General features: G+C 28.4%; 13 protein-coding genes and 3 other annotated features. Of the genes, 12 read left to right on the forward strand and 1 reads right to left on the reverse strand.

Annotated features, from left to right (window positions below; all coding sequences use genetic code 11):
- Positions 1-171: 171 nt before the first annotated feature.
- The gene (locus J2Z24_RS20805; protein WP_035150103.1) at positions 172-879 is read right to left on the reverse strand and encodes a DUF6873 family GME fold protein; all 708 of its coding nucleotides are present in this window, start codon (positions 877-879) and stop codon (positions 172-174) included.
- A gap of 171 nt (positions 880-1,050) precedes the next feature.
- On the opposite strand from J2Z24_RS20805, the gene ytxC reads away from it, so the two are divergent.
- The 12 genes from ytxC to J2Z24_RS20865 all read left to right on the forward strand — a co-directional run bounded on the left by ytxC (position 1,051) and on the right by J2Z24_RS20865 (position 14,165).
- Positions 1,051-1,950, forward strand: coding sequence for a putative sporulation protein YtxC (gene ytxC, locus J2Z24_RS20810; protein ID WP_035150071.1), 900 nt, complete (start codon positions 1,051-1,053; stop codon positions 1,948-1,950).
- Positions 1,951-2,028: 78 nt separating this feature from the next.
- Positions 2,029-2,254, forward strand: a binding site (T-box leader).
- Positions 2,255-2,343: 89 nt separating this feature from the next.
- Positions 2,344-4,272, forward strand: coding sequence for a threonine--tRNA ligase (gene thrS, locus J2Z24_RS20815; protein WP_035150074.1), 1,929 nt, complete (start codon positions 2,344-2,346; stop codon positions 4,270-4,272).
- Positions 4,273-4,319: 47 nt separating this feature from the next.
- Positions 4,320-4,435, forward strand: a sequence feature (ribosomal protein L20 leader region).
- Positions 4,436-4,465: 30 nt separating this feature from the next.
- A complete protein-coding gene (gene infC / locus J2Z24_RS20820) occupies positions 4,466-4,987 on the forward strand; it encodes a translation initiation factor IF-3 (protein ID WP_035150076.1) in 522 nt (173 codons plus the stop codon).
- A gap of 23 nt (positions 4,988-5,010) precedes the next feature.
- Positions 5,011-5,208 (forward strand): 50S ribosomal protein L35, encoded by a 198-nt coding sequence (rpmI, locus tag J2Z24_RS20825; protein WP_035150079.1) that lies wholly within the window; start codon positions 5,011-5,013, stop codon positions 5,206-5,208.
- Between the two features lie 28 nt (positions 5,209-5,236).
- The gene (gene rplT / locus J2Z24_RS20830; protein ID WP_035150081.1) at positions 5,237-5,596 is read left to right on the forward strand and encodes a 50S ribosomal protein L20; all 360 of its coding nucleotides are present in this window, start codon (positions 5,237-5,239) and stop codon (positions 5,594-5,596) included.
- A gap of 137 nt (positions 5,597-5,733) precedes the next feature.
- Positions 5,734-7,080 (forward strand): TrkH family potassium uptake protein, encoded by a 1,347-nt coding sequence (locus tag J2Z24_RS20835; RefSeq protein ID WP_035150083.1) that lies wholly within the window; start codon positions 5,734-5,736, stop codon positions 7,078-7,080.
- A 12-nt stretch (positions 7,081-7,092) separates the two neighbouring features.
- Positions 7,093-7,755, forward strand: a complete 663-nt coding sequence (locus J2Z24_RS20840; RefSeq protein ID WP_035150085.1) for a potassium channel family protein — start codon at positions 7,093-7,095, stop codon at positions 7,753-7,755.
- 15 nt (positions 7,756-7,770) lie between these two features.
- Positions 7,771-8,556 (forward strand): TrmH family RNA methyltransferase, encoded by a 786-nt coding sequence (locus tag J2Z24_RS20845; RefSeq protein ID WP_035150088.1) that lies wholly within the window; start codon positions 7,771-7,773, stop codon positions 8,554-8,556.
- Between the two features lie 51 nt (positions 8,557-8,607).
- Positions 8,608-8,832: a binding site (T-box leader), on the forward strand.
- 76 nt (positions 8,833-8,908) lie between these two features.
- Entirely contained in the window at positions 8,909-9,928 is a 1,020-nt protein-coding gene (gene pheS / locus J2Z24_RS20850) for a phenylalanine--tRNA ligase subunit alpha (protein WP_035150091.1), read from the forward strand.
- 26 nt (positions 9,929-9,954) lie between these two features.
- Positions 9,955-12,333, forward strand: a complete 2,379-nt coding sequence (gene pheT / locus J2Z24_RS20855; protein WP_035150093.1) for a phenylalanine--tRNA ligase subunit beta — start codon at positions 9,955-9,957, stop codon at positions 12,331-12,333.
- A 72-nt stretch (positions 12,334-12,405) separates the two neighbouring features.
- Entirely contained in the window at positions 12,406-13,014 is a 609-nt protein-coding gene (locus J2Z24_RS20860) for a cell division protein ZapA (RefSeq protein WP_035150096.1), read from the forward strand.
- 158 nt (positions 13,015-13,172) lie between these two features.
- Entirely contained in the window at positions 13,173-14,165 is a 993-nt protein-coding gene (locus J2Z24_RS20865; protein ID WP_035150101.1) for a glycosyltransferase family 4 protein, read from the forward strand.
- The last annotated feature ends 120 nt before the right edge of the window (positions 14,166-14,285 follow it).

Here is a 14,285-nt window from a genome sequence, read left to right on the forward strand (position 1 = left end):
TCTAAATAATCAATTCTTTAAAACCGTAGGTTTAGACAGCCTGTCGGCAAAATATATGAAGGCACATAATTCTTAAAGAACCGCCGTGTACCAGAACGGTACGCACTGTGGTGTGAGAGGTCGGGAAAATTTAATTAATTTTCCCTCCTACTCGATTATTATTGTTGAAAGTTACTTTTTTTCAATTGTATATATACTTCCTCTGTCCACTAATTTTCCTTCCCGTAAAAATACTGGTTTTACATTATGCTTATATAAAAAATTCATAACTTCTGTTCCATAAATATAATGATTTAAGTTACCATAAAAAGCAATTATGTTTTCTTCTATCATTCCGCAGCAGCCACCGATAAACCCATAATCTAAACCAGGCAAAATTATGTCACCTGGTGGAAGCAGTAAAACATCTATGTTTTCTTTTGACATAACAGAAGCTATCATTTTATCACTAGTGATAATTGCTTCGTTTTTTATAATAGCTGTGGAACATTTTGTATAGCCCTGGTTAACAGATATGATTTTTTTATGATTTACTTTTTCTAATAAAAATTTATCTGTATATTTTATATTATGCATAAAAAAATTTTTTAAACTAACTGCATTTAAAATTATATCATAAGGATATTTATCTGTTAGTTCACTAAAAGATAATAATACATTATAATTTAATGATTTCAATGTATTAATAAACTCTATTTCCATATTCTTATGAACAATAATATTTTTATCATCAATTATATGCATTAGCATATCTGGATGTCCGCAAACAGTCTCATAAAGAGAATCACTATGAGGACATTTCAATATCTTATAGCCCAATTTTAGTAAATTTGTTTGTTCTTCACTTTCGATTCTATAATCTACAATAATGTGTTTCATATTATCTATTACCATGGCCTTTCAATAGGTTTATATACATTTTATAATATAGATTTATTATTATCAAATATTAAAAAATGTAGCAAAAGTCTAATTGTCGATATTTGAAACAAAGATTATGAATATACATCAAAATAAAACGCATACTATTGTAGAAGGGAGTGAGGATTTATGGAATCATTTAAACTTATATATGAGAATGATTTAGAAGAAATAATTGAAGGTATAAAGGATTTACGAGAGTTTTGTAAAAGTAATAAAATAGATATAGGTATCTCAGAAAGAATAAATAAAAATACTCACTTCATTAAAATAACTTTTCCAGAAGAGAGATTGAGTAAAAAGAATTTCAATATTTTTAATTTATATATAGCTAATATATTATATAAAGCGTTAGTAAAAGAATTTTTAGATAAATACATTGAGGAATTTATATCAGAAACATATTTTTTTCTAAATGGAAATGAAACAGAGGAAATTAAGCAAAGTAGTTCAGAAGTGTTTAATATAGATATGACTTTAATTGATCAATCTAACATATATTATATGAATAGAAAAAACGATATTTTAGATAAAATAATTGAATGTATTGAAGAAAATAAAGAAATAAATATAAAAGGGTTTTTAACATTTAGAATGAAAGATTTAAAAAATTATTTACAAAATATAGTAGATAAGGTGGTTGAGGAATACTTAATAGAAAAGGAATACAATGAGTTTATAAAGCTACTAAAATATTTTGTTGAAATACAAGAAAGTAAAATAGAAGAAGTTAATATTATAATATCTGAAAGTGGTGAATATATAGTTAAAGATAAAGAAGGAAATGATATAATAGAACAATTATTTAGTGAATTTTCTGGAGGTAATTTTACAGGTGTAGTAAATATGGAGGATATGTTAATAAGTGGTCTTATTACTTATTGTCCAAATAAGATAGTTATACATTGTGCTAGCAATTGTTTAAATAAGGAATTTATTAATACAATCAAAAATGTATTCTTAAATAGAGTGGTATTTTGTGATAATTGTAAAACATGTAGCAAAATTAAAGAAAAAACTCATAGTTAATGTATAATTTTTATAATTTAATTATTTTTAAATATTGACATTATAAATATCAAAGAATATAATTATAAAAAAGATAAAAGAAATGCTGTGAAAAGGAAGAGTAAGCAGATAAACTGTTAAAAGAGAGGAAAGCTCATAGGCTGAAAAGTTTTCTTAACAGAGTTTGTTGAAAACCACCTTTGAGCTGTATACTGAAATATAAGTAAGTATATCCGTTTCCTGCGTTAAAGGATAAAAGAAAATAATAGAGTAAGTTTTTCTATTATTAACTTGGGTGGAACCACGGTGTGAAATCGTCCCATTTTGGGAGGGTTTTTTTATTTTTTGTTTTTTGTTTTAAGCTTAATTGATTATTATGCAAAATATGATATAAAAGTCAAGGAGGAAAATAGTATGATTAAAGTAACATTAAAAGATGGCAAAGTAATGGAGTTTGAAAAAGGCACAAAGGTTAGTGACATAGCCATGAAAATTAGTCCAGCACTTTATAAAAAATCATTAGGAGCTAAAATAAACGGTGAAGAAGCCGAATTAATGACAGAGATTAATGAGGATTGTTCATTAGAAATATTAACTTTTGAAGATGAGGGAGGAAAGTGGACTTTAAGGCATACAGCTTCTCATATATTAGCACAAGCAGTAAAAAGATTGTATCCTAATGCTAAATTAGCTATTGGACCAGCTATAGAAACAGGATTTTATTATGACTTTGATTCAGAAGTTTCTTTTACACAAGAAATGTTAGAAAAAATTGAAAAAGAAATGGAAAAAATAATTAAAGAAAATCTTCCATTAGAAAAATTTGAACTTCCAAGAGAAGAAGCTATAAAATTAATGAAAGAAAAAAATGAAACATATAAAGTTGAGCTTATAGAAGACCTTCCAGAAGATGCAACAATATCATTTTATAAACAAGGAGAATTCACAGATTTATGTGCAGGCCCTCATGTACCATCTACAGGAAAGGTTAAAGCCGTTAAATTATTATCATTAGCAGGAGCTTATTGGAGAGGCGATGAAAAGAATAAAATGCTTCAGAGAATATATGGTACAGCTTTCACTAAAAAAAGTGAGTTAGAAGCTTATTTAAATATGTTAGAAGAAGCTAAAAAAAGAGATCATAGAAAGTTAGGAAAGGAACTTGATTTGTTCAGTATTCATGAAGAAGGACCGGGATTCCCATTCTTCCATCCTAAGGGAATGGTACTTAGAAATATACTAGAAGGATTCTGGAGAGAAAAACATTCAGAAGCTGGATATGATGAAATAAGAACTCCTATAATATTAAATGAGGCATTATGGCATCAATCAGGACATTGGGATCACTATAAGGAAAATATGTATTTTACACAAATAGATGAAGAAGATTATGCAGTAAAACCAATGAACTGTCCAGGCTCAATATTAGTTTATAAAAGTGCACTACATTCATATAGAGATTTTCCGTTAAGATTAGGTGAATTAGGACTTGTTCATAGACATGAACTTTCTGGAGCATTACATGGACTTATGAGGGTTAGATGCTTTACTCAAGATGATGCTCATATATTTATGACAAAAGAACAAATAAAAGATGAAATATTAAATGTTATAAAGCTTATAGATAATTTCTATAAAGTATTTGGATTTGAATATTTTGTTGAACTCTCAACAAGACCAGAAGATTCTATGGGAAGTGACGAAGATTGGGAAGCAGCAACTAATGGACTTATAGAAGCTTTAAATGCAATTGGTCTTCCATATAAGATCAATGAAGGAGATGGAGCTTTCTATGGACCTAAAATAGATTTCCATTTAAAAGATTGTATAGGAAGAACTTGGCAGTGTGGAACTATTCAGCTTGATTTTCAAATGCCTGAAAGATTCGACTTGACATATGTAGGACCAGATGGAGAAAAGCATAGACCAGTTATGGTGCATAGAGTTGTATTTGGAAGTATTGAAAGGTTTATAGGAATACTTATAGAACATTTTGCAGGAGCATTTCCAACATGGCTTGCTCCAGTTCAAGTAAGAGTTATGAATATAACAGATGCTCAGAAAAATTATATGCAAGAAATAGCAAATACTTTAAAGGAAAATGGAATAAGAGTTGAGATAGATGAAAGAAATGAAAAAATTGGATATAAGATTAGAGAAGCTCAGCTTAAGAAAATTCCTTATATGATTATAGTTGGAGATAAGGAAATGAAAGATAATAAAATTGCCCTTAGAACTAGAAAAGGTGGAGATCTTGGAGCAATGTTATTAGAAGAATTTATTTCAAAAATAACTGATGAAATAAAGAATAGAGTGTCTGAAGGTTGCACATTAGAAAAATAATATACAAAATTCTCTTGACAATATTTAAATCACGTAGTAAAATTTAATCTGTTAAGAAGAAACTAGCCGTTTCTCACCTTACAGCATTGCTAGTAAGGTTAGATTGGGAATATACTTATTGTAGTGTATATTGAGGACGGCTTTGCCGTCCTTTTTTTATTGAAATAAATTTTTATTTAAATTCATCTGGGAGGTGAATGCCATTAGTAAAGATTTCCTTGTAAATGAAGAAATTAGAGAAAAGGAAATTAGGGTTATTACAAGTAAGGGTGAACAGTTAGGAATAATGTCATCATCTGAGGCCCTAAAAATTGCAGAAGAAAGAGAAGAGGATTTAGTTCTTATAGCTCCAACTGCAAAACCGCCTGTTTGTAAGATAATGAATTTTGGTAAGTTTATATATGAACAATCCAAAAAAGAAAAAGAGGCAAAGAAAAAACAAAAAGTAACTAACTTGAAAGAAGTAAGATTAAGTCCTACAATAGAAGAACATGATATAGGAATAAAGGCTAATAATGCTAGAAAATTCTTATTGGATGAAGATAAGGTAAAAGTTACAGTAAGATTTAGAGGAAGAGAAGCAGATTACTCTTTTGTAGGAGAAAAGATTCTTAAATTATTTCATTCAAAAGTTGAAGATGTATGTGTTATAGAAAAACCTGCAAAATTAGAAGGTAAAAATATGACAATGGTTCTGGCTCCAAAAAGAGCATAATCGTTGAGAGGAGGAATAATACTATGCCAAAAATGAAAACACATAGAGGTGCAGCTAAAAGATTTAAGGTTACTGGAACTGGTAAATTAAAAAGAGCTAAGGCTTTCAAGAGTCACATATTGACTAAGAAAAGTACAAAAACTAAGAGAAATCTTAGAAAAACTGGATATGTAGCTGAATGTCAGGAAAAAGCTATGAAAAAACTATTACCATATCTATAATTTATAGTGCTAAAGGAGGTTTATTTAAATGGCAAGAGTTAAAAGAGCTATGAATGCTCGTAAATATCATAAAAAAATATTAAAACTTGCAAAAGGTTATTATGGTGGAAAAAGCAAGTTATTCAAAACAGCTAATGAAACAGTTATAAGAGCATTAAGAAATGCATATGTTGGAAGAAAGTTAAAGAAAAGAGATTTTAGAAAGCTATGGATAGCTAGAATAAATGCAGCAACAAGAATGAATGGACTTTCATATTCAAAGTTTATGAATGGAATCAAACTTGCAGGAATTGATATAAATAGAAAGATGCTTTCAGAAATTGCTATAAATGATCCAAAGGCTTTTTCTGAATTAGTTGAAGTAGCAAAAGCACAAGTTAATGCTTAATAAAAATGCAGCGATAAAGCTGCATTTTTTAGCTTATATGAGAGATTTTTTATTTTATTATAATTTGACAACACATTTTTAAGTGATATAATTATCCATAACGTTTTCCAATTATAATAGTATACGGGGTGCATATAATGAAAGGAAATAGAATAAAAGATGTAAAACTTACTCCTGTACAAATTTTAGCTATAGGTTTTGCTATTGTAATATTAACAGGAGCCATTCTTTTAAATCTTCCTATAGCATCACAAAGTGGGAATAGAACTCCTTTTATAGACTGTTTTTTTATTGCTACATCAGCAACTTGTGTAACAGGTCTGGTTACTGTAGATACAGGAACTCATTGGACTTATTTTGGAAAGACAGTAATAATGTTTTTGATTGAGATAGGTGGCTTAGGATTTATGTCTTTTGCTACATTAATAGCTCTTGTTTTAGGAAAAAAAATAACACTTAAGGAAAGATTAGTAATGCAAGAAGCATTAAATTCATTTTCTTTACAAGGCCTTGTAAAAATGGCTAGATATATGTTATTGTTTACTTTTTCTGTGCAAATGGGAGGAGCAGTGTTGCTTTCAACACAATTTATTCCTAAATTTGGGTTAGGAAAAGGGCTTTATTATAGTATATTTCATTCTATATCCGCTTTTTGTAATGCTGGTTTTGATCTTATGGGAGGGTTTCAAAGCTTAACTAATTATTACGATAATTCAGTAATAATATTGACTATAGCACTTTTAATAATAATAGGTGGACTTGGATTTTATGTTTGGCAGGAAATATATAATTTTAAAGGAGTAAAAAGACTGTCACTTCACTCAAAATTAGCTTTATCCGTTACGGCTTTTTTAATATTTGGAGGAGCTATTTTGATGTTTATTTTTGAATTTAACAATCCAAATACAATAAAAGATATGTCTTTTAAAGGAAAAATATTATCATCTTTTTTTGCATCGGTCACTCCAAGAACTGCTGGATTTAACTCTATATCTACTTCAGATATGAGTACTGCAGGAAGGTTTTTAACTATTATACTTATGTTTATTGGAGGATCTTCAGGATCTACTGCAGGTGGTATAAAAATTACAACTGCTGGATTGTTATTTATGACAGTATTATCTATCATTAGAGGAAGAGAAGATACTGAAATTTTTAAGAAGAGAATTTGTAAAGATATAATTTATAAATCTTTAGCCATTGCTATTATAAGTTTAGGATTAGTGGTTATTGTAACTATGGCGTTGTCTATAACAGAATCAGGATTTTCGTTAGAATACATTTTATATGAAGCCACTTCTGCATTTGCTACTGTTGGATTAACTTTAGGATTAACTACGCAATTAACAACAGTTGGAAAGATAATTATTGCTTTAACAATGTATGCAGGAAGGGTAGGACCTTTAACATTGGCATTGGCTATATCAAAAAGGAAAGCTTCAAATACTGTAAAATATCCAGAAGATAAAGTATTAGTTGGGTAAGGAGTGTGTGACATGGCTAAAAAACAATTTGTTGTTATAGGATTAGGAAGATTTGGAACTTCTGTTGCTAAAACTTTATATGCATTAGGTAATGATGTTTTAGCAATAGATTCTGATGAAGATATGGTACAAAATATTTCTGATAGTGTAACTCATTCAGTAGAGGCAGATGCTACAGATGAAAATAGTCTTAGGTCTTTAGGAATACGTAACTTTGATGTAGCTGTTGTTACTATTGGATCTGATATACAGGCTAGTGTTATGGTTACACTTTTAGTTAAAGAACTAGGAGTAAAGTACATAATTGCTAAAGCTAATAATGAATTACATGCAAAAGTACTATATAAAATAGGAGCAGATAGAGTTGTTCTTCCTGAAAGAGATATGGGAGTGAGAGTAGCTCATAATCTTGTATCATCAAGTATATTAGATTATATTGAATTATCTCCTGATTATAGTATTGCAGAAATTGTTAGCCCTAAAGAATGGCATGGAAAGAACTTACAAGAATTAAGCGTAAGAGCTAATTATGGAATAAATGTAGTGGCTATTAAAAAGGATAATGATATAAATGTATCACCTACTGCTGAAGATATAATAGAATCTGGTGATATAGTTGTAGCTATAGGTGGAACAGAAGAATTGAGTAAATTAGAAAATCTAATATCCAAATAAAAAGGTGGAATTTACTTGGAGATTATTAGTAGTAAGGATAATTCAACAATAAAGGAAGTTAGGAAATTAAAAGAAAAGAAATATAGAAAAGAATTAAATAAATTTTTAGTAGAAGGATTTAGATTTGTAGGTGAGGCCTTAGATTCACAGTTTAATGTATCAAAAATATTTCTTTGTGATAATTCTTTAGATAGATATGAAAGTTTTCATATTAAAGATAAAATTAATGAAAATACAAAAGTATACTTATTAAATGAAAAAGTATTTAAAATTATATGTAGTACAGATACTCCACAGGGAATTGTGGCGATAGTAGATAATAGAAGTTTAGATATTCAAGATAAAAAAGGTTTTTATGTTTTAGTTGATAAAATACAAGATCCAGGAAATATGGGAACTATTATAAGAACATCCCATGCAGCAGGAGCTCTTGGCATAATAATGACTAGAGGAACTGTGGATGTTTATAATGAAAAGACTTTAAGGTCTACTATGGGCTCTATATTTCATATACCTGTAGTTGAAGATGATAATTTTCAAATATTAAATAGTTTAATCAATAAAGGATTCAAGATATTGGCAAGTTCATTGCAATCAGATAAAAATTTTTATGATTTAAACTTAAAAGAAAGTAAAGTTATTATATCTATAGGTAATGAAGGAAATGGAATAAGTGATGAAATATACAATATGGCTCATCAAACTTTTAAAATTCCAATGCCAGGTGGAGCTGAATCTTTAAATGCCGCAGTAGCAGCTTCTATTATAATGTTTGAAGTGGTAAGACAAAATTATAAATAGCATTGACAATATTAAAATTAGTATGTAGAATTTAAAATTAAAGATATTAATATTTAAACTATGATGAAGAGAGTAAATATAAAAATTATTTTTAGGAAGAAAAGGTCATAGACTGCAAGCCTTTTTATTAATTTTTATTTTGAAGTTCACTTCTGAGTTCTAACTATGAAATTATTAGTAGTAGTTAGCGGTGATTAACCGATATCATATTGAGATGAACACATATAATATAAGTGTTAATCAGGGTGGTACCGCGGATAAAAATTCGTCCCTTTTTTATAAAGGGGCTTTTTATTTTGCCACAGATTATATTTTTCTATTTAAAATAATACATGAAAGGAGTTACATTTACATGAAAGAAAAATTACAGCTTATTAAAGAAAATGCCATAAGTGAATTGAAGTCAATTATGGATAAAGGTGAATTAGAAAACATTAGAGTAAAGTATTTAGGTAAAAAAGGAGAATTAACTCAAATTCTTAGAGGTATGGGAGCTTTAAGTAATGAAGAAAGACCTATAGTAGGTAAATTAGCTAATGAGATTAGAAATACTATAGAAAATCTTATTGATGAAGCAGGAAAAACTATAAAAGAAAAGGAAAAATCTTTAAAACTTAAAAATGAAACTATCGATATATCAATGCCTGGAAGAAAACAGGTTCTAGGGAGAAGACATCCTCTAGATTTAACTTTAGAAAGTATGAAAGAAATATTTATCTCTATGGGATTTACTATTGAAGAAGGACCAGAAGTAGAACTTGATTACTATAACTTTGAAGCTTTAAATATACCTAAAAATCATCCTGCAAGAGGAGAACAGGATACATTTTACATAAACGATAATGTGGTTTTAAGAACACAAACATCACCAATACAAATAAGAACTATGGAAAATCAAAAGCCACCTATAAAAATGATAGCACCAGGAAAGGTTTATCGTTCAGATGCTGTTGATGCAACTCACTCACCTATATTCTATCAAATGGAAGGGTTAGTTATAGATAAAGAAATCACTTTTGCAGATTTAAAAGGTACTTTAGAGGTTTTTGCAAAGAAAATGTTTGGTAATAAGGTTAGAACCAAGTTCAGACCGCATCATTTCCCATTTACTGAACCATCAGCAGAAATGGACGCTACTTGTTTTGTATGTAATGGAGAAGGATGTAAAGTTTGCAAAGGAAGTGGTTGGATAGAACTACTAGGATGTGGAATGGTTCATCCACAAGTATTAAGAAATTGTGGAATAGACCCAGAGATTTATAGTGGATTCGCTTTTGGATTTGGTGTAGATAGAATGGTTATGCTTAAATATGGTATAGATGATATAAGATTACTATATGAAAGTGATATGAGATTTTTAAATCAATTTTAAAGAATACAGAAATGGAGGAATAGTAAATGAAAGTTCCAGTTAAATGGTTAAAAGATTATGTTAATATAGATATTTCAGCTGAAAAGTTAGCGGATAGATTAACTTTATCAGGATCAAAAGTAGAAGAAGTAATTTCATCTGGTGATGATATTCAAAATGTGGTTACAGGAAAGATACTAGAAATAAAGTCACATCCAGATGCAGAAAAGTTGGTTGTATGCCAAATTAATGTAGGAAAAGATGAACCTATACAAATAGTAACTGGTGCAAATAACATGAAAGAAGAAGATATAGTTCCTGTAGCTTTACATGGTTCTACATTACCAAGTGGAGTAAAAATAAAAAAAGGTAAACTAAGAGGAATAGCATCTAATGGTATGATGTGCTCAGAAGAAGAACTAGGTATAGCGGGAGATAAAGAAGTACATGGACTAATGATATTACCAAAAGATACACCTATAGGAAAGGATATTAAAGAAGTATTAGGATTAGATAATTCAATTATTGACTTTGAAATAACTTCAAATAGACCAGACTGTTTAAGTGTTGTTGGTATGGCAAGAGAAACAGCTGCTACACTAGGAACTAGTTATAGTATGCCTAATCTAGGTTATGAATGTTTATGTAAAGAAAACATTAATAATGAACTTAAAGTAGAAGTTAAGGATAGTCTTTGTAGAAGATATATGGCAAGAGGAGTAAAAAATATTAAAATAGAAGAATCTCCTTCTTGGATTAAGGAGAGATTACTAGAGGCTGGAGTAAGGCCAATAAATAATATAGTTGATATAACTAATTTTGTAATGCTTGAATTAGGTCAGCCTATGCATGCTTTTGATGCAAGAGAAATAACATCTAATAAAATAGTTGTAGAAAGAGCTAAAGATGGAGAAAAATTTACTACATTAGATGAAGCGGAAAGACAACTAGATTCTAACATGCTTTGTATAAAAGATGGTAAAAGAACTGTAGCATTAGCTGGAATAATGGGGGGATTAAATTCAGAGGTAAAAGATGACACAACTAGCATAATATTTGAATGTGCTAATTTTGATGGAACTAATGTAAGAGTATCATCTAAAAATTTGGGATTAAGAACAGAAGCATCTGCAAGATTTGAAAAAGACTTAGATCCAAACTTAGTACAAATTGCTATGGACAGAGCTTGTAGCTTAATAGTAGAACTTAATGTAGGACAAATAATGGAAGGGACTATAGATGTTTATAATGAAAAAATTATAGAACATACTCTAGAAGTAAATACTAACTGGATAAATAGATTTCTAGGAACAGATATTTCCAAGGAAAATATGAGGGAATATTTAAATAGATTAGAATTAAAGACAGAAATAAAGGATGATATTTTAAATATAACAGTACCTACATTTAGATGTGATATAAACATTAAAGAAGATGTAGCAGAAGAAATAGCTAGAATATATGGATATAATAATATTCCTACAACTATATTAAATAGCAGTAGTGAAAAGGGTGGAAAGAGTAAAAAACAAAACTTGGATGACAATGTGATAGAAGCATTAACAGGCAGTGGATTAAATCAATCAATAAGTTATTCTTTTGTTAGCCCTAAGGTTTTTGATCAAATTCTTTTACCAGCAGATAGTGTTTTAAGAAATGTTGTAAAAATTAAAAATCCTCTTGGAGAAGATTATAGTATAATGAGAACTACTACTATACCTTCCATATTAGAAGCTTTAGGAAGAAATTTTTCTAGAAATAATGAAGAAGCTAGATTATTTGAAATTGGTAAGATATATTTACCAAAGGATGATGAAAATAAACTCCCAGAAGAAAGAAATATAATAACTATAGGTTTATATGGTAATGTTGATTATTTGGACTTAAAAGGTGTAGTAGAAAATGTAATTGAACATTTAGGAATACAAGGATCTATATTCCAACGTGAAAGTGAAAGTTCTGCATTTCATCCAGGAAAAACTGCTAAGTTATATATAAAGAAAGATTTAATAGGGGTTCTTGGAGAGATTCATCCAGATGTAGCTGATAATTATGGAATAGAAGAAAGATGTTATGTAGCAGAACTTAATCTAGATATTCTATATAATCATTCTAATTTAGATAGAAAATATAAGGTATTACCTAAATTCCCAGCAGTATCAAGAGACATTGCATTATTAGTGGATGATGAAATATTGGTACAGGATATTGAAGATATAATAGTAAAACAAGGCGGAAAAATGGTAGAAAAAGTTAAATTGTTTGATATTTATAAAGGAAAACAAATACCAGAAGGTAAGAAAAGTGTTGCTTATTCCATACTTTATAGACTAGAAAACAAAACGCTAACAGATGAAGAAGTTAATAAAGTTCATGATAAAATAGTTAGAACATTAGAAAATAGATTAGGAGCTCAACTCAGATAAAATCATATTTTAACTATTAACAATTTGTGTTAAAATAGATGTAAAGATGAATTTATCTGAGAGGGTGTTTACATGAACATAGTAACTGTTAGGATAAATGGAGTAGAATATAATTTAAAAGGTAATGAAAAAGAGGAATATTTACATAGAGTTGCTAGTTATGTAGATAAGCAAGTAAAAAGCATAATAGACAATAACAGTAAACTTAGTACCTCTTCTGCCGCCATTTTAACTGCTATAAATGCTGTAGATGAAATGTTAAAGAAAGAAGAAAAAATAGAACAGCTTTTAGATAAAATAAAAAAAATGGAAGAAAAAGAAAAGCAACTATTAAAGAATATAGAAGATATGAATGGTGAAGTTACAAAATTGAATAGCATCAATGAGGAACTTAAAAAGAAAACTCAGGTAGATAACCTTAAAGAGTTATTAAAAGATAAAGAGGTAGAAATTGAAGGTGTAATAAAAGAAAGAGACATTCTTCAAGAAACCTGTAAGAAATATTTAGAGGAAAACAATATATTAAAATCTGAGTATAAAGAGTGTAAATTTCAAGTTCAATCTTCAAAGTACAAAATAATGGATTTACAGCATAGACTTATTGAAACACAAATACAGTTAGCTAAAGAGAAAAAGCAAAAGAACCCTATGTTAAAAACAGATACTGTTACAAAAAAGTAATAAATAAAAAAAGGTGAGTATTTAATAAAAATACAAACCTTTTTTTATTTTATTATTTAATAATAAAATAAATAGCTAAAATTCGTGATATTCATATAAATATATGCATATGAATAATCTAAAGATAGAGTAACAAAATGCATAGGGGGATATTAATTATGAAGGTTTTATTCTGCATTAGAAGTGACTATTATAGGAACTTTGCTGGTGATTCTATGCAGGTTATAAAAAAGGCGGAATATTTAAGAAAAATGGGTGTTAAAGTTGACATAAATAATGGGGAAATAAATGATTATTCAGATTATGATATAGTCCATTTGTTTAATCTTACTACAATGGGGGAAACATATAAATATTATAGAATTGCTAAAAGTTATAAAAAAATTATAGTTCTATCTCCACTTTATTGGAATTTAAAAAAATATTTAAAATATATAAATGATTATGAAGGGGCCAAACTTTGGGATAAATGCAGACCTTATAGGTATGAAATATTAAATGGATGTAAAATGATATATACTAATAGTAAAATGGAAGGAGAGCTATTAAAAAAAGAATTTAAAAAAGATTTTTCATACACTGTAATATATAATGGAGTAGAAATTGAAAATGATGAAGTTCCTCTTTATAATTTTAAAGAAAGATATAAGTTGAATAGTTATATATTATGTGTGGGAAAAATATGTAAAATAAAGAATCAATTAATGTTATCAAAGATATGCAATAGATTAGGATTAGATTTAGTATTAATAGGAAATATAAATGATAAAGATTATTTTAATGAATGTATCAAGTATCCAAATGTAACTCATTTAGGATTTATGGATAGTTACAATATATATAATGCATATAGATTTGCAAAGCTTCATATATTACCTTCTTTTATAGAAACTCCTGGGTTATCATCTTTGGAAGCAGGGGCTAGTGGGTGTAATATCATATCTACAGAAGAAGGAAGTGCAAAAGAATATTTTAAAGATATGGTTATATATTGTAATCCTTATTATGAAGAAAGTATTGAATCTGCCATAAAAATGTCTCTAAATAAAAATAAGAATGATGTATTAAAAAAATATGTTACTACAAATTATAATTGGGAAAAATCCGTTAAAAGTTTATATAATAGTTATATAAATTTATTAAAGGCGTAAAATAAAAATTATATTATATGAATATATAAAGGAGCTGTCGCATTAGCATAAAAAATTTGCTAACGCGACAGCGTTTTTTAGGTATTTCATAGCAACTTTAAAGATGCTTTAAATCCAAAT

It is taken from the genome of Clostridium tetanomorphum (assembly GCF_017873215.1).
Taxonomy (GTDB): domain Bacteria; phylum Bacillota; class Clostridia; order Clostridiales; family Clostridiaceae; genus Clostridium_AO; species Clostridium_AO tetanomorphum.

Excerpts from the sequence above, each read along its gene's own strand:
- rpmI (WP_035150079.1), top strand. The coding sequence starts at position 5,011 with ATGCCAAAAATGAAAACACATAGAGGTGCAGCTAAAAGATTTAAGGTT.
- pheT (WP_035150093.1), top strand. The coding sequence starts at position 9,955 with ATGAAAGTTCCAGTTAAATGGTTAAAAGATTATGTTAATATAGATATT.
- J2Z24_RS20835 (WP_035150083.1), top strand. The coding sequence starts at position 5,734 with ATGAAAGGAAATAGAATAAAAGATGTAAAACTTACTCCTGTACAAATT.
- pheS (WP_035150091.1), top strand. The coding sequence starts at position 8,909 with ATGAAAGAAAAATTACAGCTTATTAAAGAAAATGCCATAAGTGAATTG.
- J2Z24_RS20865 (WP_035150101.1), top strand. The coding sequence starts at position 13,173 with ATGAAGGTTTTATTCTGCATTAGAAGTGACTATTATAGGAACTTTGCT.
- J2Z24_RS20840 (WP_035150085.1), top strand. The coding sequence starts at position 7,093 with ATGGCTAAAAAACAATTTGTTGTTATAGGATTAGGAAGATTTGGAACT.
- J2Z24_RS20805 (WP_035150103.1), bottom strand. The coding sequence starts at position 879 with ATGAAACACATTATTGTAGATTATAGAATCGAAAGTGAAGAACAAACA.
- J2Z24_RS20860 (WP_035150096.1), top strand. The coding sequence starts at position 12,406 with ATGAACATAGTAACTGTTAGGATAAATGGAGTAGAATATAATTTAAAA.
- ytxC (WP_035150071.1), top strand. The coding sequence starts at position 1,051 with ATGGAATCATTTAAACTTATATATGAGAATGATTTAGAAGAAATAATT.
- rplT (WP_035150081.1), top strand. The coding sequence starts at position 5,237 with ATGGCAAGAGTTAAAAGAGCTATGAATGCTCGTAAATATCATAAAAAA.
- thrS (WP_035150074.1), top strand. The coding sequence starts at position 2,344 with ATGATTAAAGTAACATTAAAAGATGGCAAAGTAATGGAGTTTGAAAAA.